The sequence below is a fragment of the Enterococcus sp. C63 genome (assembly GCF_040887215.1).
In the GTDB taxonomy this organism is placed as follows: domain Bacteria; phylum Bacillota; class Bacilli; order Lactobacillales; family Enterococcaceae; genus Enterococcus_B; species Enterococcus_B hirae.
The window spans coordinates 158112-182754 of the sequence record NZ_JBFOFI010000003.1 but is presented as its reverse complement, the minus strand read 5'-3'; the positions used below and the strand labels follow the sequence as shown (position 1 = coordinate 182754).

The 24643-nt window shown below is 37.7% G+C and carries 23 protein-coding genes; 21 read left to right on the top strand and 2 right to left on the bottom strand.

The window, feature by feature from the left end:
• Positions 1–70: 70 nt before the first annotated feature.
• The 20 genes from rpsU to AB3H90_RS06110 all read left to right on the top strand — a co-directional run bounded on the left by rpsU (position 71) and on the right by AB3H90_RS06110 (position 21948).
• The gene (gene rpsU, locus AB3H90_RS06205; RefSeq protein ID WP_010718530.1) at positions 71–268 is read left to right on the top strand and encodes a 30S ribosomal protein S21; all 198 of its coding nucleotides are present in this window, start codon (positions 71–73) and stop codon (positions 266–268) included.
• A 26-nt stretch (positions 269–294) separates the two neighbouring features.
• Positions 295–741 carry a GatB/YqeY domain-containing protein gene (locus tag AB3H90_RS06200; RefSeq protein ID WP_010718529.1) on the top strand — a complete coding sequence of 149 codons (447 nt, stop codon included), beginning with the start codon at positions 295–297 and terminating at the stop codon, positions 739–741.
• 460 nt (positions 742–1201) lie between these two features.
• Positions 1202–2173 carry a PhoH family protein gene (locus AB3H90_RS06195; protein WP_010718528.1) on the top strand — a complete coding sequence of 324 codons (972 nt, stop codon included), beginning with the start codon at positions 1202–1204 and terminating at the stop codon, positions 2171–2173.
• A 19-nt stretch (positions 2174–2192) separates the two neighbouring features.
• Positions 2193–4388, top strand: a complete 2196-nt coding sequence (locus AB3H90_RS06190; protein WP_010737951.1) for an HD family phosphohydrolase — start codon at positions 2193–2195, stop codon at positions 4386–4388.
• Positions 4389–4429: 41 nt separating this feature from the next.
• A complete protein-coding gene (gene ybeY, locus AB3H90_RS06185) occupies positions 4430–4906 on the top strand; it encodes an rRNA maturation RNase YbeY (RefSeq protein ID WP_014834527.1) in 477 nt (158 codons plus the stop codon).
• Positions 4890–5297: a diacylglycerol kinase family protein gene (locus AB3H90_RS06180; protein WP_172595700.1), complete on the top strand. Its 408-nt coding sequence runs from the start codon at positions 4890–4892 to the stop codon at positions 5295–5297. The genes ybeY and AB3H90_RS06180 overlap by 17 nt, the downstream gene beginning before the upstream one ends.
• Before the next feature lie 12 nt (positions 5298–5309).
• Positions 5310–6209: a GTPase Era gene (gene era / locus AB3H90_RS06175; protein WP_010718524.1), complete on the top strand. Its 900-nt coding sequence runs from the start codon at positions 5310–5312 to the stop codon at positions 6207–6209.
• Positions 6210–6369: 160 nt separating this feature from the next.
• On the top strand, positions 6370–7182 hold the full coding sequence (recO, locus tag AB3H90_RS06170; RefSeq protein WP_010718523.1) for a DNA repair protein RecO: 813 nt from the start codon (positions 6370–6372) through the stop codon (positions 7180–7182).
• 355 nt (positions 7183–7537) lie between these two features.
• Positions 7538–8455 carry a glycine--tRNA ligase subunit alpha gene (glyQ, locus tag AB3H90_RS06165; protein WP_010718522.1) on the top strand — a complete coding sequence of 306 codons (918 nt, stop codon included), beginning with the start codon at positions 7538–7540 and terminating at the stop codon, positions 8453–8455.
• Between the two features lies 1 nt (position 8456).
• The gene (gene glyS / locus AB3H90_RS06160) at positions 8457–10532 is read left to right on the top strand and encodes a glycine--tRNA ligase subunit beta (protein WP_368016399.1); all 2076 of its coding nucleotides are present in this window, start codon (positions 8457–8459) and stop codon (positions 10530–10532) included.
• An 841-nt stretch (positions 10533–11373) separates the two neighbouring features.
• Complete coding sequence (locus AB3H90_RS06155; RefSeq protein WP_010737948.1) at positions 11374–12153, top strand: YveK family protein; 780 nt, start codon at positions 11374–11376, stop codon at positions 12151–12153.
• A gap of 10 nt (positions 12154–12163) precedes the next feature.
• Complete coding sequence (locus AB3H90_RS06150; protein WP_010718519.1) at positions 12164–12859, top strand: CpsD/CapB family tyrosine-protein kinase; 696 nt, start codon at positions 12164–12166, stop codon at positions 12857–12859.
• A gap of 19 nt (positions 12860–12878) precedes the next feature.
• Positions 12879–13643: a tyrosine-protein phosphatase gene (locus AB3H90_RS06145; protein WP_010737946.1), complete on the top strand. Its 765-nt coding sequence runs from the start codon at positions 12879–12881 to the stop codon at positions 13641–13643.
• A gap of 11 nt (positions 13644–13654) precedes the next feature.
• Positions 13655–15472, top strand: coding sequence for a polysaccharide biosynthesis protein (locus tag AB3H90_RS06140; RefSeq protein WP_368016397.1), 1818 nt, complete (start codon positions 13655–13657; stop codon positions 15470–15472).
• 169 nt (positions 15473–15641) lie between these two features.
• The gene (locus tag AB3H90_RS06135) at positions 15642–16271 is read left to right on the top strand and encodes an acetyltransferase (protein ID WP_368016396.1); all 630 of its coding nucleotides are present in this window, start codon (positions 15642–15644) and stop codon (positions 16269–16271) included.
• Position 16272: 1 nt separating this feature from the next.
• Entirely contained in the window at positions 16273–17391 is a 1119-nt protein-coding gene (locus AB3H90_RS06130) for a DegT/DnrJ/EryC1/StrS aminotransferase family protein (protein ID WP_053766592.1), read from the top strand.
• Complete coding sequence (locus tag AB3H90_RS06125) at positions 17384–18010, top strand: sugar transferase (RefSeq protein ID WP_096710097.1); 627 nt, start codon at positions 17384–17386, stop codon at positions 18008–18010. Before AB3H90_RS06130 ends, AB3H90_RS06125 begins: the two co-directional genes overlap by 8 nt.
• An 11-nt stretch (positions 18011–18021) precedes the next feature.
• Complete coding sequence (locus AB3H90_RS06120) at positions 18022–19113, top strand: glycosyltransferase family 4 protein (RefSeq protein WP_368016395.1); 1092 nt, start codon at positions 18022–18024, stop codon at positions 19111–19113.
• A gap of 243 nt (positions 19114–19356) precedes the next feature.
• On the top strand, positions 19357–20526 hold the full coding sequence (locus AB3H90_RS06115; RefSeq protein ID WP_368016394.1) for a nucleotide sugar dehydrogenase: 1170 nt from the start codon (positions 19357–19359) through the stop codon (positions 20524–20526).
• The gene (locus AB3H90_RS06110; protein ID WP_368016392.1) at positions 20527–21948 is read left to right on the top strand and encodes an oligosaccharide flippase family protein; all 1422 of its coding nucleotides are present in this window, start codon (positions 20527–20529) and stop codon (positions 21946–21948) included.
• 209 nt (positions 21949–22157) lie between these two features.
• Here the strand turns inward: AB3H90_RS06110 and yidC are convergent, their stop codons facing one another.
• Together yidC and AB3H90_RS06100 are read right to left on the bottom strand one after the other, a co-directional pair.
• A complete protein-coding gene (gene yidC, locus AB3H90_RS06105; RefSeq protein ID WP_010718510.1) occupies positions 22158–23090 on the bottom strand; it encodes a membrane protein insertase YidC in 933 nt (310 codons plus the stop codon).
• Positions 23091–23428: 338 nt separating this feature from the next.
• Positions 23429–23704 (bottom strand): acylphosphatase, encoded by a 276-nt coding sequence (locus AB3H90_RS06100; RefSeq protein WP_010718509.1) that lies wholly within the window; start codon positions 23702–23704, stop codon positions 23429–23431.
• Between the two features lie 107 nt (positions 23705–23811).
• Here AB3H90_RS06100 and AB3H90_RS06095 point away from each other — a divergent pair, with 107 nt between their 5' ends.
• Positions 23812–24576: an RNA methyltransferase gene (locus AB3H90_RS06095; RefSeq protein ID WP_034700883.1), complete on the top strand. Its 765-nt coding sequence runs from the start codon at positions 23812–23814 to the stop codon at positions 24574–24576.
• Positions 24577–24643 lie beyond the last annotated feature (67 nt).

Here is a 24643-nt window from a genome sequence, read left to right as displayed (position 1 = left end):
TCTTGTTTTTTGGATTATAATTTCAATAACAATTACGGTTACTTTTTAAGCTCGGAGGGAGGGAATTAACATGTCAAAAACAGTCATTCGTAAAAACGAATCAATTGACGATGCTCTTCGTCGCTTCAAACGTTCCGTGTCAAAAGCGGGTACTTTACAAGAATCTCGTAAACGTGAATTCTACGAAAAACCAAGCGTAAAACGTAAGAAAAAATCTGAAGCAGCTAGAAAAGCAGCGAAAAAACGCAAAAAAACGCAAAAAAACTAGTTCCTTTATGAATTGGAGTTGGTAGTGTGTCACTACTAAGTAGATTGAACGATGACATGAAAACAGCGATGAAAGCAAAAGATAAAGAATCTTTACAAGTCATACGTATGATTAAGTCATCCATTCAAAACGAGCAAATCAAAGAAGGTCACGACTTGACTGAAGATGAAGAATTAACAGTGTTGTCTCGTGAAATGAAACAACGGCGTGATTCTTTACATGAGTTCGAAGAAGCTGGACGTGACGATTTAGCTGAAAAAGTGAAAAGTGAAATAGTAATTGTTGAAAAATACATGCCAGAACAACTTTCTGAGGATGATATTCGTCAACTTGTTCAAGAAGCGATTACACAAACTGGAGCTTCTTCTGTCAAAGAATTTGGCAAAGTCATGGGTGCGATCATGCCGAAAGTCAAAGGAAAAGCAGATGGGAACCAAGTGAATGCGATTGTGAAAGAGCTATTACAATCTTAAACTTATCATTTAAAGAGTTTGGGACAACCGCCCTCTCTTAAAAAGAAAATAAGCCTGATTTTGATCCACAACGTCAAAATCAGACTTATTTTTTTTAGATTTTTTTCATGCATGTCCCAATTTCCTCAAGGTGAGCGCCAAGGCAACATCAATCGGTACGCCTTGTTCCCCATGCAATCATACATATCCTTCTTTTATCTCTCTTCCTCACTCGATAGATCTAGGCTTGGTTAGATTGGTTCTTTGCCTTATCTATTAAGTAAAAGCTGTTTATTGATAGGCAGGAATCTCTCAATCATGGAATAACATAAAGTAAATCATGGAAGTTCAGCAAAGTAATTTTAGGTTAAAATGAATGAAACGAATAAGGAGTGAGACAACCTTTTTTATTTGCTATATAGTTTTTTACGAATATGGTAAAATAGGAAGGAATGAATTGAAGTAAAGGAGATGTCTATTTTTGACAGAAGCATCCAGTTCTTTAGAAATTAGATTAACAGCTGCTGACGATATCAGTATGTTGTTAGGCTCGCATGACAAACATGTAAAATTAATTGAAGAAATGACTGAAACAACGATTCATACGAGAGGCGAAATGATCCAGATTATTGGAGAAGAGCCGGGGCTTTCGTTAGCACAATCGGTGATACGTACCTTACAAGAATTGATCAAGCGGGGGATACATGTCAGTACACCTGATGTTGTTACTGCCTTAAAAATGGGGCAAAAAGGGACATTGGATTACTTCATTGAAATGTATGAAGAAGAAATCGTCAAAGACCGCAATGGTAAACCGATTCGAGTGAAAAATAGTGGACAAAAACAATATGTCGAGGCCGTTGCTAAACATGACATCGTATTTGGTGTCGGTCCTGCTGGAACAGGTAAAACATTTCTAGCTGTCGTTTTAGCAATTGCTGCGTTGAAAAAAGGCGAAGTCCAAAAAATCATTTTGACTCGTCCAGCGGTGGAAGCAGGAGAAAATCTTGGTTTCTTACCGGGTGATCTGAAAGAAAAGGTTGATCCTTATTTACGTCCAGTGTATGATGCACTGTATCAAATATTTGGTTTAGATCATACCAATCGTTTGATGGAGCGTGGGATCATCGAAATTGCGCCATTAGCTTATATGCGTGGGCGAACACTTGACGATGCTTTTGTAATACTAGATGAAGCTCAAAATACAACAGTGGCACAGATGAAAATGTTCTTGACTCGTTTGGGGTATCAATCAAAAATGATCGTAAACGGCGATACAAGTCAGATTGACTTACCTAAAGGGACGATGAGTGGTTTGATCCATGCAGAACGTACATTGAAACAAATCAAAAAAATTGCTTTTGTCAATTTTGAAGCAAGTGACGTCGTTCGTCATCCTGTTGTAGCCGAAATCATCAAAGCTTATGAAAAGGCAGATCTTCATCAAGAGTAAGGCTTAGGGGGATAAGCGAATGTTGAATAAAATACTCCAACAACTGCAAGCAAAATTAGGAAAGGCGGCAATGCCTTTCTTATTGCTTTTGTTTTTTGTGATCGTTTGTGGCGTTACGTTCAGTAGCGTCAAGCAAAAAGCCAATGATTTCAAAGAAGGACAAGTGGCAGAAGAAAGTATCCGTGCGAATAAAACGATCGAAAATACAGAAGAAACGGAACAAAAAAGAAAACTAGCAGCGGAAGCTGTTACGCCAGAATATACGTATCAACAAGATTTGGCGAGTGAACAAAGTAGTCGCATCAAGCAGCTTTTTGAATTGATCAATAAAACAAATGATTCGATCAATAAAGCGTATAAAGAAAAAGTGGATAAAGCAAAAGAAAATGAGAATGTTCCCAAACCAACTATAGATGAGCGAATTGCAGCTCTAAAGAAGAGTTTTGAAAATGCTAATGCTGAAAACGTGGCATTTTATCAAAAATTACCGACTAACTTTTACACAAAAATCTTTGGCATGTCAGATAGTCAAATTGCGACAGTCCGAGATGAAAGTCTGCGATTGATCAATGAACAAATGAAAAAACAAGTTCGAGAAAGTGATTTAGAAACCTTCAAGCAACAGGCGGAAGAACAGATCCAATATTTGAACGTGACACCTGACCAACAACAAACGATCCATTATCTTGTCGATCAAGGAATCGTCGTAAATGATGTCTTAAATGAAAAGAAAACAGAGGAATTGAAACAATCAGCAAGGAGTGCGGTTCAACCGGTCATGATCTATCAAGGCGAAATCATTGTTCGTGAAGGAAATCAAATCGATGCAGATGCAATGAAAAAGCTTGAATTATTAGGATTGACCAGTCAAACAACGTCAATTTTTCCTTTAGTAGCAATGATCTTAGCAGTCTTATTGCAAATTGCTGTTTTAGTTTACAACTCAATGCAGTACCATGAAGCCGGAAAACGAACAGAGTATGTTCTCTTTTATGTTACGGCTATGTCCATCAGTGTGTTATTAATGAAATTTTTCCAACTATTCCAAACGGAACAAGCAGCTTTTATCCCGCTGTTTTATCCTGCAGCTTTTGTTCCTTTAGTTTTAAATTTCTTTTTGAACCGGAGGGCAGGAATCATGGCTGCCTTGTTCCAAGCCGTATCTGCATTGTTTATTTTTTATGGCTCGATTGGGACCAACTTTTTGACCGTTATCTTGATGGCTTATCTTTTTTCAGGTTTATTAGCGACGGTTTTAAAACGCCAACGAGTGTCAGAACAATGGTTTTCAGCTATGATGTGGGTCATTATTTTTCCGTTGATGATGGATGTTGTGTTGATCGTTTATCAAGGTATGAGCTTTAGTAATGGAACAACTTGGTTAACACTGATTTGTGGCTTTATGGGGGCTTTGCTGTCGTATCTGTTAACGATGGGATTACATCCGTATATCGAATTGATGGTCAACGATGATAGTGTGATCGTCTTGAATGAGTTAAGTAATCCTAACCATCCATTGCTAAAACAGCTATTGGAAGAAGCACCAGGAACTTATCATCACAGTATGATGGTCGCCAATTTAAGCGCGAACGCAGTGGCTGAGATCAATGGGCGGTCATTATTGACACGTGTAGCTTGTTACTACCACGATATTGGTAAAATCAAACATGCTAGCTTTTTTGTAGAAAACTTGCCTTCTGGTGCTGAAAATCCACATAATTTCTTATTACCGGAAGATAGTAAACAGATCATTTTTGGTCATGTGACCGATGGAGCGAAAATTTTAGAGGAATATGGCATGCCGCAAATGGTAATCGATATTTGCCGACAGCATCATGGAACAACATTGATGAAGTATTTCTATATCAAGGCAAAAGAAAGAAATCCTGAAGTCACCGAAGAACAATTTCGTTATCCTGGCCCCAAACCACAGACCCGAGAAGCCGGCATCGTGAATATTGCAGATAGTTGTGAAGCGGCAGTACGGGCAATGGATCATCCAACAGGTGAAAAAATCGAAAAATTTGTCCATAATTTGATTGAAGAACGAATCTCTGATGGTCAACTTGATGATAGTGGTTTAACATTAAAAGAAATTCGCAAAGTGGAAAAATCTTTGATCAGTGGGTTAAGTAGTACCTTCCATTCACGGATCAAATATCCTAAAATGAAATCGGAAGCGGAAACGATGAAAGTAGAAAAAGAAAATGGCTAAAATAAAAAATATCAGCAATAAGTAAGAAAGAAGCGATAAATATGGACATCACATTTATGGATGAAACACAGAAAGTTTCAACAGAAAAAATCAAAGAGATCGAGGACCTTCTGCAATTTGCAGCGGCTCATTTGAAATTACCCGAGGAAACAGAAATGTCTGTTACTTTTATGGACAATGCAGCAATCCAAGAAATCAACCGTGTCTACCGTGGCAAAGATGCCCCAACAGATGTGATTAGTTTTGCATTAGAAGACGAAGGGGAAGACGAAATTCCCGTGATTTTTGAAGAAGGCGATAATCCTTTACCACGAGTATTAGGAGATATCATGATCTCAATTGAGCGTGCCCAGGAACAAGCGGAAGAATATGGTCATTCGTATGATCGAGAGTTGGGATTTTTGGCAGTGCATGGCTTTTTGCACATCAATGGTTATGATCACATGACACCCGAAGATGAAGCAGAGATGTTTGGTTTACAGAAAGAGATTTTAGATGCTTATGGACTTAAAAGATAAAGAGTGCGAGAAAAAGGTTGAGAAAAATAAGCACTTCGCTATGTCAGTAGAATTTGCTCTTCAAGGGGTTAAAACAGTCTTTGATGAGGAACGTAATATGAAAAAACATGTAGGTTTTGGGTTGCTGGCGTTTTTTATGGGAGTTGTATTTCAACTGAATCAAATAGAATGGCTGTGGTTAGTTTTAGCAGTTTTTCTGGTGTGGATCGTTGAGATTTTAAATACTGTTTTTGAGAATGTGGTGGATATGTTTACCGATTTTCATTTCCATCCAATTGGGAAAAAAATCAAAGATATGGCGGCAGGAGCAGTGTTAGTCACCGCTTGTTTTGCAGTGATCGTCGGTCTCATTTTATTTGTACCTAAAATCTATCAAATGTTTTTTAATTAAAAGGAGAATAATATGTTAGAACATAAATCAGGTTTTGTCGCTATTGTGGGACGACCAAATGTTGGTAAATCAACATTATTAAATCGAATCGTTGGGCAAAAAATTGCTATCATGAGTGACAAGGCACAAACGACCAGAAATAAGATCCAAGGCGTTTATACGACACCAGAAGCACAGTTGATTTTTATCGACACTCCGGGAATCCATAAACCAAAACATCGTTTGGGTGATTTTATGGTGGAATCAGCCTACAGTGCACTAAGAGAAGTGGATGCTGTCTTATTTATGATCAGTGCGGATCAAAAACGTGGACGTGGGGATGATTTTATTATTGAACGATTAAAAAATGTTCAATCACCTGTTTATTTGATCATCAATAAAATCGATAAAGTTCATCCAGATGAATTATTGGGAATCATCGAAGATTATTCGGCACAAATGCCTTTTGCGCAAGTTGTACCGATTTCGGCTACCGAAGGGAACAATGTGGACCGTCTAATGGAAGTGTTGATCGCTGAGATGCCAGAAGGTCCTCAATACTTCCCGGATGATCAAGTAACGGATCATCCAGAATACTTTATCGTTTCGGAATTGATTCGTGAGAAAGTCCTGTTTTTGACTAGAGATGAAGTCCCACATTCAGTGGCTGTTGTTGTTGACTCAATGAAACGCAATGAAAATGATAAAATCCAAATTCAAGCAACCATTATCGTTGAACGTGATAGTCAAAAAGGGATTATCATCGGTAAAGGTGGTAAAATGCTAAAAGAAATTGGGACGAAAGCAAGAAAAGATATTGAGAATTTGCTTGGTGACAAAGTATTTCTAGAACTATGGGTTAAAGTTCAAAAAGATTGGCGCGATAAAAGAGTTTATTTACAAGATTTTGGTTACCGCAAAGAGGAATACTAACTTTAAGTAGATAAAAATGAGTTGAACGTGAATATTCGATAGACGAAACCGCGTGTAAAAGTCAGAAGACAAGAAAATGAGTAGAATAAGTGGGAAAGGAAAATGATTCAGTGAATGATTTTTCTTTTCCTTATTCTTTTTCTAAAAGGGGGCGAAAAAAATGAGCCAGCTAGCCGAATCAAAAGGGATCATATTGTCCAGTCGAAATTATAAAGAAAAAGACAAATTAGTGAAAATTTTTACTGAGTCTGCGGGGAAACTGATGTTTTATGTCAAAGGAATTCACCGGCAAAACCAACCATTAGCCCCTGCACTACTCCCTTTTACTGAAGGAATCTACATCGGTACGTTTAAAAGTGAAGGACTTTCGTTTATAACCAGCGTAAAAGATGTTCACTCCTTTAGAAAAATTCAAGAAGACATTTTTTTAAGTGGTTACGGCACGTATTTGTTAAACTTAGTGGATGCAGCGATCGAAGACCATCAATATGATCCCCATCTTTTTCAATTTACACAAGCAGCATTGCAACGGATGGATCAGGGGGACGACGCGGAAATCATCACTAACATCTTTGAGGTACAATTATTGCAACGCTTTGGGATTGCACCGATTTGGACCCATTGTGTGGTGTGTGGCAAAACACAAGGTAAATTTGATTATTCTTCCAAATATGGAGGCGTGCTATGCGAAGAACATTGGTCAATGGATCACCGTCGTTATCATGCAGATCCAAGAGCTGTTTATTTCGTGCGTATGTTCTCTGCTATTTCTTATGATAAGATCACAGGGATCAATTTAAAAGACGAAACCAAGGCAACGATCAGGCAACTGATTGACCAGTTATACGAAGAATACGTAGGGATTCATCTAAAAAGTAAAAAGTTCATTGATCAAATGAAATCATGGGAACATGTCCTAAAAAAGCCTGATCCGGAAGGAGAAAGTGCTTCTGAAAACCAAAAAAATGAGTAGAATGTTCAATCAACATTCAAAACTATTTGACAAAAGCCTAACTATACGTCTATTATGGAACCTAGATAAATGAGAGTTTTGTACAAAAACTTGATTGGCTAAATAAAAGAATAAAGTACGTTGAACAAGATCAGTAAAAAATACGTAGCAAAAGCGAGTTCGGGAGGGTGTGAGCCGAATGCTGTCGGTTTTTGAAGAGGCACTTGGGAGTACTGACAATGAAGCTGCCGAAATTTTCGGAAGTAGGGTGGAACCGCGAAGTTATTCGTCCCTATGTTTGTTTAGACAAGCATAGGGACTTTTTGTTGTTTCAAATTCTCAGCAAACTATTTAGAAGTGGAAGGAGTCATTTTAAATGAGCAAAAAATTATCTGTACAAGACATGATCTTGACGTTACAAAAATTTTGGTCATCAAATGGGTGCATGTTGATGCAAGCCTATGATACAGAAAAGGGGGCAGGTACAATGAGCCCCTATACCTTTTTACGAGCAATTGGACCAGAGCCTTGGAATGCAGCATACGTAGAGCCTTCTCGTCGCCCAGCCGACGGTCGTTATGGGGAAAATCCGAACCGTCTGTATCAACATCATCAGTTCCAAGTAGTGATGAAACCATCACCTGAAAATATCCAAGAACTTTATTTAGAAAGTTTACGTTTATTGGGGATCGATCCTTTGGAACACGACATTCGGTTTGTCGAAGATAACTGGGAAAACCCTTCGATGGGCTGTGCCGGTGTTGGTTGGGAAGTTTGGCTCGATGGAATGGAAATTACACAATTCACGTATTTCCAACAAGTCGGCGGTCTGCCATGTAAACCAGTGACATCTGAAATTACTTATGGTTTGGAGCGCTTGGCATCCTACATCCAAGAAGTAGAAAGTGTCTATGATCTTGAATGGTCAGATGGCGTAAAATATGGGGAGATTTTCAAACAGCCTGAATACGAGCACTCCAAATATTCATTTGAAGTCAGTGATCAAGAACTATTATTAAGTAATTTTGATCGTTTTGAAAAAGAAGCTAAACGATGCATTGATGAAAATTTAGTTCATCCTGCCTATGATTACATTTTAAAATGCAGCCATACATTCAATCTATTAGATGCTCGTGGTGCAGTTTCTGTCACAGAACGTGCTGGTTATCTGTCACGTATCAGAAATATGGCAAAATCTGTTGCAAAGATTTTTGTGGCAGAGCGTGAAAAATTAGGATTTCCTTTATTGAATAAAAACACAGCAAATCCAGAAACGGTTAAGGAGGCTGAATAACATGGCAAAAGAGTTACTTTTAGAAATCGGGTTGGAAGAAATGCCTGCCCATGTAGTTACACCAAGCATGAAACAACTGGAACAAAAAACAGCAAAGTTTTTAGATGAACACCAATTGTCTTATGATACAATCGAAACTTTTTCAACGCCAAGACGTTTAGCGATCAAAGTAACCAATATCCCAGAACGTCAAGCAGATAGCGAAGAAGAATTAAAGGGTCCGGCTAAAAAAATCGCATTGGATTCAGATGGAAATTGGACGAAAGCCGCAGAAGGGTTTGTACGTGGTCAAGGTTTGACGACTGACGATATTACCTTTAAAGAGCTGAAGGGTGTAGAGTATGTGTACGTAACCAAATATACACATGGACAACCAGCGAAAGAAGTATTGACTGGACTTGCAGATGTCATCAAAAGTTTGACATTTCCTGTTACGATGCATTGGGCAAATTTTGACTTTGAATATATTCGTCCTATTCATTGGATTGTTGCTTTACTAGATGATGAAGTGATTCCTTTCGAGATTTTAGATGTTACAACAGATCGCACATCACGTGGTCATCGTTTCTTAGGAGAAACAGTTCGTTTCGCTCATGCCAATGAGTATGAAGAAAAATTACAAGAACAATTCGTGATAGCTGCGCCACATAAAAGAAAAGAAATGATTGTCCAACAAGCAACTGAATTAGCAGAGAAAAACCATTGGACGATCGATTTAGACGAAAAGTTATTAGAAGAAGTGAATAATTTAGTCGAATATCCCACAGTTTTTGCTGGCGATTTTGAAGAAAAATATCTGTCTGTCCCTGAAGAAGTATTGGTTACTTCAATGAAGGAGCACCAACGTTATTTTGAAGTAAGAAATGACCAAGGATTACTCTTGCCACATTTTATTTCTGCTCGAAATGGGGATCGTGTCAAACTAGAAAACGTGATCCGTGGAAATCAAAAAGTATTGACTGCTCGTTTAGAAGATGCAGAGTTTTTCTACAATGAAGATAAAAAGATTCCAATCGAGACTTTTGTTGATAAATTAAAATCAGTGACTTTCCATGAAAAAATTGGAAGCATCTACGAAAAAATGCAACGAGTACAAGTTATTGCTCGTATTTTAGGTAAATCTGTCGGCTTATCACCAGAAGAGTTAACGGATTTACAACGTGCTGCTGAAATCTATAAATTTGATTTAGTGACCAACATGGTAGGTGAGTTTCCAGAGCTTCAAGGGATCATGGGTGAAAAATATGCGCGATTAAACGGCGAAACATCAGCTGTAGCAACAGCTATCAAGGAACACTATCTGCCAATTTCAAGTGAAGGTGACTTACCAGAAACCAAAATTGGTGCAGTATTAGCGATTGCAGACAAATTAGATAGTATCTTCTCTTTCTTTACAGTTGGAATGATCCCAAGTGGGTCAAATGATCCGTATGCTCTTCGTCGTCAAGCGTATGGGATTGTCCGCATCATCGAAGCAAAAAATTGGGCATTTCCATTGGTTCGTTTACAACGTGAAATCGACCAGGCAATCAATGAAGATCAAGAACGTTTTGGCGTCCAGTTATCGGATGGACAACAGGCAGTCATTGATTTTATCAAAGGACGTTTCCGTCAGTTACTAACTACAAAACAAATCCGACACGATGTGATTGATGCAGTTTTAAATGCAAAACAAAGCGATTTGACAAAAGTTTTTGCAGCAGCTCAACTGTTTAAAGAACGTTTAGATGAGGAAGAGTTTAAGCCATCGATGGAAGCATTGACTCGAGTGGTTAATTTAGCGAAGAAAGCGCAAGAAACAACGACAACAGAGATTAATCCTGCGTTATTTGAAAATGAAGCTGAAACAGCACTTTATCAAGCGGTAGCAGAAATGAAAAAACAATTTGGTACACAAACGCTGAAAGAAGATTATGATCAACTTGTTGCTTTACGTCCATTGATCGAAACGTATTTTGACCAAACCATGGTCATGGTAGACGATCCTGCTGTCCGTAACAATCGTTTGGCACAGCTGAAACAAATTGCTGAAATGGCACTATCAATAGCAAGCTTAGATCAGATTATCACTAAATAAATCAGGTGGCCCTTTGCCAACTTGATTTGAAACAAGCGTTATGACAAGTCTAGCTCTGAGATATAAGCCGAAGCATCCGAAAATAGTTTCTTCTATTTTTAAATGCTTCGGCTTATTTTTTGACTGATTACCGAAGTGCAGATCTTTGAACGCCGTCGATAAGATTGTGAAAGTACCAGAGTGGATGCTTTCATAGCAATTACTCGTTTTAGCGTAAAAAGTAAGCTTAAGGTCTTAATACCTCAGACTCTTTTTATGTAGTGTATATCGTTTTTATTCATGCTATCTAGCAATAAGCGACTTTTCTTTCACGAATCAGAACAATATGACATTTTTTGGTAAAAAGAGAACAATCGGTTAGTGCTATTGAGTGAAATGCATAGTTTTTGTTATTTTTAAATCATCCTTTATTTAAAAATGAAAGTTAGGTATAATTAATATAGAAAAATTGTTATTCATAACAAGAAAAGCTTGTTATGAATGGGATAATAGTAAATAGGATCTCAGGTAGAAATTCTTTACTTATCTAATAGAATTAGCAAATTTACCGTGATTTGGAAGCGATTAGATAAAGTAACGATTTATTTTTTTGGGAATAAAACGTTTTTAAAACGATGGGATCCAGTATCTTACTCTAGATGATAATAATTATCATCTGAATGATAAACTAAAAATTTTTTTAGAAATCGATGTCATTTAATTATCTAAGTATGTTCATAGGATGGAAGTCTCACGAAGCTTCACTGAAACGAGTATATTTTATGAGAACAAGTAACATCAGCAGGATGTCATGTGTTAAAAGAAAAATGAATCTAGGAAAGTAACAGGAAAGTGGAGAGAAATGGAAGAGACAATTAGTATAAAAGAGATCATCGGAGTATTTCGTAAGCGTTTGTTGACCTTATTTATTTCAACGTTAGTTGGTTTGGCGGTAGCAAGTTTCGTTACATTCTTTATTTTAACACCCAAGTTTAGTTCACAAGCCCAATTGATTGTCACGTTGCCTCAGTCAAATATTACGAATGTCAATGATGTGAATACGAATTTACAAATGATTAACACCTACAAAGATATGATCATTAGTGACTTAGTTTTAAGTGAAGTGAAAGATCAATTAGAAACGCAAGATCAGCTAGCAATGACGGTTGGAGAAATCAAACAAGCAATCACAGTGAATCAATCCGAAAATTCACAAATGTTTTCTATCCAAGCGATTAGTTCGATTCCAGATAATGCTCAGAAAATTGCGAATACCACAGCTGAGGTGTTTCAAACGAAAGCAAAAGATGTGATGAATGTCGATAAAATATCGATCATTTCTGAAGCGGTTGCGGACGGAACATCGGTGTCACCAAATAAAAAAATAAATATTGCCCTTGGCCTTATTTTAGGTCTGATGATTGGCATGGGGATAGCTCTGTTATTGGAATTGTTCGACCAGACTGTGAAAGATGAAAAATATCTTTCGGAGGTCATAGGGTTTCCAATTTTAGGGACGGTACCAGAAATGACTGCCAAAGATTTCAATAGAAATGACAAAAACAACAACGCACCGGTGACAATAAACGATGAAACTGGTGAACAAGCGAGAGCTTCTCGTAGAGCTCGTTCGAGAGTGTAGGAGGGAAAACATGCGACGTGTCATAAAACAAAAAGAAACACTACTTCAACCGATTCGTTTGATTACTTTAACTAATCCTTCATCAGCAGCGGCTGAGCACTACCGAACGATTCGAACCAATATCCAATTTGTTTCAATCAATGATCAACAAGTCAAAACGATCGTGGTCACGTCATCTGGACCAGGTGAAGGGAAATCGACCACGGCTGCAAATCTGGCTGTTGTCTTTGCAAAAGCTGGTCAGAAAGTGTTATTAGTTGATGCTGACATGCGAAAACCAGTTATTTACAAAGCATTTCAAATAAATAATCATTATGGGTTAAGTAATCTACTCAGTTCAACTGAAACGATCAGTAAAGGGATCCAAAAAACGGCAATCAAGGAATTATCAGTATTACCAAGTGGACCGATTCCTCCTAATCCATCAGAGCTGTTAAGCTCGAAAAGAATGGATCAGCTAATGGTAGAAGCAAGTCAGCTCTATGATATCGTGATGTTTGATTTGCCGCCGATTGTAACTGTGACAGATGCTCAAATCTTGTCATCAAAGGCAGATGGTACGCTTCTGGTAGTACGTGAAAAGACTTCACGAAAAGAAGCAGTTGTGAAAGCCAAAAAATTATTAGAGATGGCTCAGGCAAAGGTACTGGGAATTGTTTATAACGGAGTCGAACAAAGCAAAGATACAAGTTATTATTATGAATGATAAAGAGGAGGTAAAGGGAATGATCGATTTACATTGTCATCTATTACCAGCAGTTGACGATGGTGCGCAAAACCTGGAAGAAAGCTTGGCAATGGCTGAAAAAGCGGTTGAACAAGGGATTACTCATATTTTATGTACACCGCACCATAACAATGGCAAGTACTGTAATCAAAAGAAAAAAGTCATTCCCCTAGTCGCCACTTTACAAAAAGAGCTGGATAAAAGAAATTTACCGTTGGTGTTATTAGAAGGTCAAGAAGTTCGTATTACTGGAGAATTGCTTGAAGCGCTTCACCGAGATGAACTTCTTTTTACAGATTTAAATGATACTTATCTGTTGATTGAATTTCCTACATTAGAAGTACCGTTATATGCAAAGAACCTTTTTTTTGAACTGTTGAAACTAGGAAAAATACCAGTAATCGTGCATCCTGAGCGTAATACTTATTTTGCAAAAGATCCGAATCGTTTGTTGCCTTATCTAGAAATGGGCTGTTTGACACAGCTGACAGCGCCAAGTTATCTGGGGCGCTTTGGCAAAGAAATCCAAAAAACAGCAAAAAAAATGGTCAAGTACAATCTTGTACAAATGATTGCTTCGGATGCTCACGGTGTTGAGCGACGTTCTTTTTGTTTAAAAGAATGTTATGAACAAATCGCTAAAGACTTCAATAACGAAAAAGTTGAGCAAATGAAACAAGTCGCCAAAGATTTAATCAATGGGGAGCAGATTCATTATCCAACTTATCAAGCGATAAAAAAGAAGAAGTTTGGGTTATTTTAGGGGGAGTAAAGGTGTTTGAAGTCACAAGAAAAAGAAAGATTGCTATTTTGATAGGAGTTGATAGCTTATTGTTGTTTTTGGCAAACATTGCTACAATTAGATTCATGAAGCCATTCGCAGAAGTATCAACGGATTTTATGTTCATCTCTACAGGCGTTTCAATAGGTTTCTATTTGTTTTATGGGAGTTTATTTAAAGTCTTTACAAGGATCAATCGCTATATGAATTTAGAAGAAATCAGGGCGATTTTTGTTTCTTTGTCGATCACTATGATTTCAAATCTTTTTGTCTTGTTTTTTATCAATCATCAGTATATGTTACGTCTAACGATCTTTACCTATATTTTGTCTTTGCTTTTAATCATGGGAAGCCGTCTGGAGTGGCGTCTTTACATTGAGAAAAAGCAGACAAAGCTACAACCTAGAGCCACTGCCAAGAAGACGATCATCGTAGGCGCTGGTGAAGGCGGTAGAATTTTGGCAAATATCTTACTTGGATCAAAAACAGCAAGTGACACCTATGTCATTGGTTTTGTTGATGATGATCCTAATAAGCAAAATACATATCTTTCAGGAAAAAAAGTGATCGGTATGATCAAAGACCTCCCTGCACTAATCAAGAAACATGATGTACAAATCGTTACCATCGCCATTCCTTCCTTATCCAAAACAAAAATCAGGAATATCTTTCAAATGGTAGAATCCTTGCATGTCAAAGTAAACACGATGCCTTCAATGGAAGAAATCGCTTCTGGAAAAGTCAGTGTCACAAAATTAAAAAAAATTGACGTAGTTGATTTACTAGAAAGAGATGAAGTTGAATTGGACATTGAATCGATCAAAGGTCATTTGACAGGGAAAACCATTCTTGTGACTGGTGCGGGTGGCTCGATCGGCTCAGAGATTTGTCGGCAGATTATCCAGTTTTCCCCAGCACAATTATTACTAGTAGGACATGGGGAAAATTCGATTTATTTGATCGATCGGGAACTCCGCATGAATCAGCAAAATCAGCAGACAAAAATCGTCCCGCTCATTGCAGATATTCAAGATCGTGACAAAATCAATGAGATCATGCAAAACTATCGCCCAGATATCGTTTATCATGCTGCAGCACATAAGCATGTTCCTCTCATGGAAGTAAATCCCAAAGAAGCAGTAAAAAATAATATTCTTGGAACGAAAAATGTTGCGGAAGCAGCCAAACAAGCGAAAGTCAAAAATTTTGTGATGGTCTCAACAGATAAAGCGAATCATCCACCTAATGTGATGGGAGCGACAAAGCGGATTGCAGAAATGATTGTAACAGGATTGAACGAAAAAAATGAAACAACATTTTCCGCTGTTCGCTTTGGAAATGTATTAGGTTCACGAGGAAGTGTGATTCCTGTCTTTCGTGAACAAATTGCGCAAGGTGGACCAGTCACGATTACTGATTTTCGGATGACACGTTACTTTATGACAATTCCTGAAGCAAGTCGATTGGTCATTCAATCAGGAGTCTTGGCTAAAGGTGGAGAGATTTTTATTTTAGATATGGGTGAACCAGTCAAAATCGTCAACCTTGCCAAAAATATGATTCGCCTGAGTGGCTATCGTGAAGACGAAATTGAAATTCTTGAAACGGGTATCCGTCCTGGGGAAAAACTATATGAAGAACTACTGTTGGATAAAGAGAGAAACGATGAAGCTGTCTATGAAAAAATTTTTGTCGGAAACATCAAAGGTTATTCAAACCAAAAAGTGATGGATTTTATCCGTCATTTACCAAAAGATGAGGAACAATTAGCAAGAGAAGTGATTCGTTTTGCCAATGCTTCTAATCAATAGAAACTAGCTGTTTTAAGTTGATCGTACTACTAGTAAAGTAGCAAAATCATTGTTTTATGTGCTGGATTGTACGATTCCTGCGATCAAAAATTGCATAGGGATACGTTATTCAAATCGCATGTAAAAAAACGTTTGACCATCAAAAAAAAGAAACGAGAGGAGAAAGCGAGTGGATGCAATAATAGTAGGAGCAGGTGGGTTTGGTAAAGAAATTGCTTTTTTGCTCCAACAACAAAATGAGTATCAGTGGATCGGTTTTGTCGATGATCGTAAAAGTGAGCAAAGCGATGTTCTAGGAAAACCTGTGATTGGCAAAATTGCTGACTTGCTTCAAGTCAAAACACCAATGGCAGTTTTTCTTGGGATTGCGGCTCCGACGGTCAAAGAAAACATCTATGAACAGTTACGACAAAACCCTCACTTGCTTTTTCCAAATTTGTTTGCCCCTAGCGCATTGATTGGCTTAAATGTTCAACTGGGCATTGGGAACATATTGATGCCTTACACGACCTATACTGCAGATATTTCAATCGGTGACTTCAATATGATCAATATTGGTTCAACAATCGGTCATGACTCCATTATAGGTAGTTACAATGCCATTTTTCCTAATGTCAATATTTCGGGAGCAGTCACTTTAGGAGATAAAAATGAACTGGGTGTCGGTACAAAGATTATTCAAGAACGTTCGATTGGTGATGGTAACATTATTGGGGCTGGTAGTGTTGTCATCAGAGATATCCCTCATCATTCAAAATGGGTGGGGGTACCAGCAAAGATAATTGAAAGGTGGAGTTGATGTGAGAAAAAAGCGAATATTATTAGCTTCGCCCCATATGAGTGAAGCAGGCTATGAACAAGCGTTTGTCAAAGAAGCCTTTGATACGAATTGGATTGCTCCTTTAGGTGCCAACGTCGATGGTTTTGAGCAAGAACTGGCAGATCATGTGGGAGCCAAGCATGTTGCTGCGCTTTCTTCAGGTACGGCAGCGATTCATTTAGCATTAAAGGCAGCAGGTGTCACGAAAGGAGATCAAGTGATTTGTCAATCCTTGACTTTTGCAGCTACGGTCAACCCGATTCTTTATCAAGGAGCCGTCCCAATCTTTGTGGATAGTGATGCCGAAACTTGGAATATGAGTCCTGTCCATTTACGCGCAGCTTTAGAAAAATATCCAAAAGCGAAAGCGGTGATCGTCGTTCACTTATATGGATTAGCTGCAAACTTAGCTGAAATCATGCAGATCTGTCAAGAATATCAAGTGACGTTGATTGAAGATGCTGCCGAATCATTAGGAACGACTTACCAAGGTAAATATACAGGAACGTTTGGAGACTATGGGATTTATTCCTTCAATGGAAATAAGATCATCACAACTTCAGGTGGGGGAGCATTGATCTCTGACGATCAATCAAAAATCGAAAAAGTCAAATTTTGGGCCACTCAATCTCGTGAAAATGAACGTTATTATCAACATTTAGAAATCGGTTACAACTATCGTATGAGCAATATATTAGCAGGAATCGGACGTGGTCAATTAAAAGTATTAAATGAAAGAATCCAAAAGAAGCGTGCCATCTATCAATTTTATCAAGAAGAATTGTCCGAGTTTCCTAATATACAATTTATGCCGGAAAACTCTTGGAACGAACCTAACTATTGGTTGAGTGTCATTCGTTTAGAAGGAATAGATCCATCTTATTTGATTGAAGAATTGGAAAAAGAACAGATCGAAGCACGTCCTGTCTGGAAACCGATGCACTTACAGCCTGTTTTTGACTCTTTTGATTTTATTGGCGGCGAAGTTGCAGAATCGCTTTTTTCTTCTGGAGTTTGTCTTCCCTCAGATACTAAAATGACGGATGAAGAGTTAAATAGAGTCGTTGCAACGATCAAGCGAGTGATGCGTTATGAGTAAACCAACCTTTTATCGACTTTTTGGAAAGCGTGCGTTCGATCTTTTTTTCTCAGGTCTTTTATTGCTTTTGCTTGCACCACTGATGCTCATACTTGCAGGGTGTGTGCGATTAAAATTAGGTTCACCGATTATTTTTAAGCAAACAAGACCAGGGAAGAATGAACAATTATTTTTTATGTACAAGTTTCGCACGATGACAGACGAGAAAGATCAACATGGCGCGTATCTTCCAGATGAAGTTCGTCTAACAAAATTCGGCAAACTACTTAGAGCGACTAGCCTTGACGAGCTGCCAGAGCTTTGGAATATCTTTAAAGGCGAAATGTCTTTTGTTGGTCCTCGTCCATTATTGGTAGAATATTTGACACTTTATAATGAAGAGCAACGAAAACGCCACAACATTCGCCCAGGTTTGACCGGATTGGCCCAAGTCAGTGGTAGAAATGCGATCAGTTGGGAAGAAAAGTTTACGTATGATTGTTTGTACGTTGAAAGTTATTCGTTTGGCAAAGATGTTTGGATCTTGTTACAAACAGTCCTTAAAGTGTTCAAACAAGAAGGGATTAGCTCAAATTTTGGACCAACAAGTGAAAAATTTGAAGGGAATGAACCATACTGAAAATTTTATATGTGACGACGATCTCCAATACACTCAATGCTTTTTTAATCCCGCATATTGATCAACTAATCAAAAATGGACATGAAGTGAGTGTGGCATGTGCGCTTGAACAACCGTTGGCATCTTATTTTTCTGATAAAAAAATACCTGTGTTTCAAATACCATTCAATAGGAATCCATTAGCTAAAAGCAATCTTTTAGCCTATAAGAAAATCAAACAGCTGATCAAAGAAGAGAATATCGATATCGTACATACGCATACGCCAGTTGCTTCGATGGTGACAAGACTTGCTTGTAAGCGGATCAATATTCCTATCTACTATACGGCACATGGGTTTCACTTTTATCAAGGAGCCCCAATGCTTAATTGGTTCGTCTATTACCCAGTTGAAAAATACTTATCTCGTTATACAAGTAAGCTTATTACCATTAATCAGGAAGATTATTTGCTTGCTTCACAAAAATTTAAAGCAACACAAACTCATTTGATTCAGGGGGTTGGAATCCAAGTCGAAAAGTTCGAGAAAACCTTGGTTGATAAACGGCTAAAAAGTAAGGTACTTTCACTAGCTCAGCCAACAACCAAAGTACTCCTTTCAGTCGGTGAATTGACTAAAAACAAAAACCACGAACTGGTGATTCATGCACTCGCTTCATTTAAAGACCAAGATTTCCACTATTTTATTTGTGGAACGGGGCCTTTGAAACAAACGCTGGAACAAAAAATTAAATTTTTAGGTTTGGAAAAGAAAGTCAGTTTACTCGGATATCGTAAGGATATTATTGAGATCATGAAAATGAGTGATCTATTTCTCTTTCCTTCTTTAAGAGAAGGATTGCCCGTATCGATCATGGAGGCTATGAGCGTTGGTTTACCGGTAGTTGCTTCAAATATACGAGGCAATAAAGATCTGATCTATGATGAGAACACAGGAAAATTGTTTGATGTCAAAGAGCCAGAAGAACTAGTGAATATTCTTCAAGATTTTTTTGCTGGAACGTTACCTGTTACAAAATATTCCGAGAACGCTGCTGCTCATATCCAACAATTCAGCGAAAATGTAATCATCAATCAAGTAGCAGAACTTTATGAAACTTTATAACTAAAGGAATTTCACAAAATAAAAAAAGCACTTAAACAGGGAAAATGAGGTGAAAAGCTCTTAACCTCAAGAATGCTTTGATTATTTGTAAGAGTGACTGACGAAATGAGCCTGGGTTTAAAGGAAAAGTAAATGGCTTTGTTTTTTTAGAAGAATGATAAAGCGAATGAAACGAAGAACGACCAATAACGTTCCAGTTTGTGTTTTTTATGTTAATAAAACTAATTATAGAGGTGAAACCAATTGAACGTATCAATTTTCGGCCTAGGCTATGTAGGGCTAGCCAATGCGTTATTACTTAGCCAGAATGAGAATGTCAAAGCTTATGACATCGTAGCAGAAAAGATCGAACGACTACAAAAGAAGGAGTCCCCAATTGAAGACCGTGAAGTACATAATTTTCTTCAAAGAGAAGACCTAGCAATCGAATTTATTAAGGATTTCCGAGAAGCGGTTCTTTTTGGTGATTATTTGATTATTGCCACACCCACTGATTACGATGAAAAGAAAAATTATTTTAATACCTCATCGATTGAGAGCATCATTGAACAAGCTCTCGCCATTCGTCCAGAAGCAAAATTTATCATTAAGTCCACGGTACCAGTAGGGTATACGGCCGAATTAAAGAAAAAATATCAAACAGAAAATATTGTTTTTTCACCAGAATTTTTACGTGAAGGTAAAGCATTGTACGATAATCTTTATCCTTCCCGCATTGTTGTAGGAGAATGTTCAGATAGAGGGACAGAGATTGCGAATATGTTCAAAAAGAATACGCAAGCAGATAATGTCCCAGTTTTATTGACTCATTCAACAGAAGCGGAAGCAATCAAGTTATTCTCAAATACGTATCTGGCGTTGCGTGTGGCTTACTTCAATGAATTGGATAGTTATGCGGAGATACGAGGCTTAAATACGAAACAAATCATTGAAGGCGTCGGACTGGACCCACGTATCGGCTCTCATTACAATAATCCTTCATTTGGTTATGGAGGGTATTGTTTGCCAAAAGATACGAAACAGTTGAAAGCAAATTATACCGATGTGCCTAACAATCTTATCCAAGCGATCGTTGAAGCAAATACAACCAGAAAAGATTTTATTGCAGAACAAATTTTAGCCCAAAAGCCTAAGACTGTGGGAATCTATCGGTTAACGATGAAAGCCGATTCAGACAATTTCCGTTATTCATCGATTCAAGGAGTCATGAAACGAATCCAGGAACAAGGAGTTTCGGTGGTTGTCTATGAGCCAACGTTACCTGTTGAAGAATTTCATCATGCGCCTGTCGTTTCGGATCTTGCGCGATTCAAACAACTATCGGATGTGATCGTCTCAAATCGGATGGACCATCAATTAAAAGATGTGATCGAAAAAGTCTATACGAGAGATATTTTTAGTCGGGATGAATAAATGAAAAATATAGCCAAAAATTTTTTTTATCAGAGCTTGTTTCAACTGACGAAAATCATTCTTCCGATTATTACCATTCCAATCGTTTCTAATGCTTTAGGACCAAGTGGGATCGGTCTTTATAATTATACGTTTTCAATTGTCCAATATTTTGTTTTGTTTGCGGGGCTAGGGGTAACGATGTACGGGAACCGGGAAATAACTTTGACTTACAACCGTAAGAAAGAAGCGTTATCAGAAGTTTTTTGGGAAATTCTGCTTTTTAAGGCATTAGCGAGCTTAATTGTCATAGTCGCTTACTTTATTGTTGCCTCTTTATTAAATAATCGTTCGTATTTGTTTGTCCAATCCTTGGCGATTTTTGCCGTATTATTTGACGTATCTTGGTTTTTTATGGGAATTGAAGATTTTAAGAAAACTAGTATAGCTAATTTAGTAGTCCAACTAGTCACGTTTTTTCTCATTCTTTTCTTGATTAAAAACGAAGACGACACGTTAAAATATACCTTGATTCAAGGACTAGGTTTAGTTTGTTCACAAGTGTGTGTCTGGTTCTTTATTCCTAAATACATTCATTTGACGAAAGTTGATTTAAAGAAAAGTCTTAGTCATTTAAAGGGCTCTTTTGATTATTTTATTCCTCAAATTGCGATCATGTTGTATACCAATTTGAATAAGACCCTTTTAGGTTTCACATTAGGAAGTGTTGCAGTGGGCTATTTTACCAATTCTCTGCAATTGAATACCGTATTCATCACGATCATAACTACCTTAGACATCGTCTTACTTCCCCATATGACAAGTTTTTTTGCAAAAAAAAATATGGAGAAAATCGTTCGCACGATGGAAAAAACGATTCATTTACAATTGTTTTTTTCGATTCCAATCATGTTTGGGATGTTGACAGTTTATGACAAGCTCGTTCCTTGGTTTTTTGGCGAAAAATTTAGCTACATCACTCAAATTATTCCATATTTTACGGTTTTGATTGTGATCGTTCCTTTAGGCATGGCGATTTCTAGACAATATCTAATGCCAATCGGTCAGGTTAAAGAGTATAATCGTTCAGTAATCATTGGAGCTATCATCAATCTTGTGGCAAATCTCATACTATTGCCGTCTATTGGCTTTTTGGGCGTCGTATTTTCAACTATTCTCGCCGAAAGTTTCGTTACAGTTGTAAGAACAAGAGCTTTTCTAAAACAGACGACGTTTACCTTTTCTCTCAGAAAAATCGGGATGTTTATAATTGCTGGATTGATCATGTGTTTGATCACCAGGTTTTTAACAGGTCATTTAACGAGTAATATCCGAACCAATCTGATCCAATTCGTCATTGCTTGTCCAATCTATCTCGCAATCACAACGATAACGAAAGTCAATCCACTAGTTGATTTATTGAAGATCAAAAAGAAAATCTAATGATGACAAACAACAGGTCAAAGACCTTGAAAGTGGTTGCTGCTAGTGAAAAGAAAAATGTTTACACTGATTTTCATTCAATCCGAACCATTGATTCGGCAATATAGAGAAGAATAGTCAATGATCAGAGGACAAAATAAAAAAGGAGGAGAGGCGTTCTCTCTTCCTTTTTTATTTTAGCTATTTTGAGAAATAAACGAAATGCTTAGTTATTTCCGTTTTTGTTGTTTTCCAGCGTTACGACCTGTTTGGTTTTTAGGTGCTTTGACTTGTTTCTTCACTGGTTGTTCGCTATCCGCAGGTGTCACGTCTTTACGAGGTGTTACGACTTGCTTCGGTGGATTTTGTTTTAACTCTTCTGCCACTTGAGCTTTTAATTTAGGCTTCATGATGACATTTGTAATGAAGGTTTGCAAACAACTAAAGATACCACCAACTACCCAATAAAGTGTGACTCCAGCTGGCGCACTGATCGACATGAAGACGATCATCGCAGGCGAAACGATAAGCATCGTACGCATTGTTTTCTTTTGTTCTTCAGGGATACCGATTGTTGAAATATATCCTTGAAGTAAATAAGCAGCACCAGCAATCGCAACTAATACAAAACTAGGGTGTCCTAAGTCGATCCCATAGAAAGAGGATTCACGAATGCCTTCTGTATAACGAGCTGTGAAATAAAGGGCTGAAAAGATCGGCATTTGGATCAAGAGAGGCAAGCAGCCAATCCCGCCAGTCATACTTAACCCATTTTCACGATAAACTTGTTGCATTTCAGCTTGTGCAGCCATTTGTTCTTCACGAGTAGTCGCCGTTTTTAGTTTTTGTTGAGCGGCTTCGACTTGCGGCTTCAATGCTTGCATTTTTTCAGATTGGATCATTGTCTTTTTCGATTGACTAATACCTAATGGCAAAATGATGATACGAACGATGACTGTCATTAAAATAACAGCCCAACCATAGGACCAGTTGAAGTTCTCCACTAAATATGTAATCGCTTGTCCCATTGGATGGACTAATACTCGGTACACGATACCTGATGTGTCAGGGTTACCATTTGAATCCAGACGAACACAACCAGATAAGAAAAGCATGACTGTGACAAGGCCAGAACCCAATACCCAATTTTTCCATTTATTCATAAAATACTTCCTCTTTTATAATTTTTACACAAAATTAACTATACTAAAAAAGCACACACAATTCAATCTACTTTATAGAAAATTCATAGATTCCTACCTATATGGTCTTAAAAAAATAAAAAAGTTATTTGTCAAACCACAAAAAGGAAAGGGAGAAAAGCCATCGGTTAAACAGAAGCAAAAACGATCAAACGAGTGAGGGACGATTAGAAGAGAGAAGGCACGTTGTTTCTTTAAAAAAAGTCCTTTATCGTCAAACTTTCTTAAAGTCATGTGAGCCTTCTCATAGTGTAAATAGAACTACCTTTTGCGTGTTTCGTCCATTCAGAATCAGTAAATTAGCCGATCACATCAAATTTTTTTCGTTCTTCCATCATCGGATTATCTTGCAAGTCAACGTATTGTACGCGACCACTAGGACTTGGAGAATCCTTTACTTCTTCAATGAATCTTTTGATCGTTTCCTCATCGCCACATGCTTCGATTGTCACCGAACCATCTTCTTCGTTTTTAACTGTGCCTGTGATCCCTAATTGATCGGCAACGATTTTTGTCATATAACGAAAGCCAACACCTTGGACACGTCCTTGAACGTTCATCTTGATTTTTTTCATCATATCCACCTTTCTTTCCTTGCTTTTTAAATTAATGATACCGATTTTTTGATGTTGTAACAAGTTCAAGGTTCGAATTCATGCTATAATTAAGTGAGGTGAAAAATGTGAAAGAAATCCAATCAGCAAAAAATCCAAGAATCAAAGAATTGAAAAAACTACATAAGAAAAAATACCGGGAAGAAACAGGCGAGTATCTACTCGAAGGATTCCATTTGGTTGAAGAGGCAGTTGCTTCTCATGCCAAAGTAAAAGAAATCTTAATCACAGAAAAAGGGTTAGAAGAGTGGGAGGAGTGGCTTAAAAACCATTTAGACATCCCTTGTACCTTGGTAACGAATGAAGTCATGGCTGTGGTATCAGATTTGCCAACACCCCAAGGTATCTTAGCCGTTATGCTCTACGAAAAAGTAAACATGCCCGAATTAACTGGAGGATGGTTATTGTTAGATAATGTCCAAGATCCTGGGAATGTTGGAACAATGATTCGTACGGCAGATGCTTTTGGACTATCTGGTGTCGTTTTAGGAAAAGGATCAGCTGACATTTATAGTACAAAAGTGTTAAGAAGTATGCAGGGGAGCAATTACCATCTACCAATACTTCAAACAGACCTTGAGCAAATGATCCCGCTTTTAAAGGAACACAATTTTAATATCTATGGAACGGAATTGAACGAGGATGCTCGTTCATTAGAACAGGTAACTGTTCCTGAGAAGTATGCAATTGTCATGGGGAATGAAGGGCAAGGCGTGCGGCCCGAAATTCTTTCCTTGACGGATAAAAATATCTATATTCCGATTCGCGGAAATGCTGAATCATTAAATGTAGGAGTGGCAGCAGGCATCGTACTTTACCATTTCTCTTTATGATTAAGGAACTATTAAGCTTTCTACATTTTGATGGAACCTCACTAGAATATTCCGAACACTAATGGTA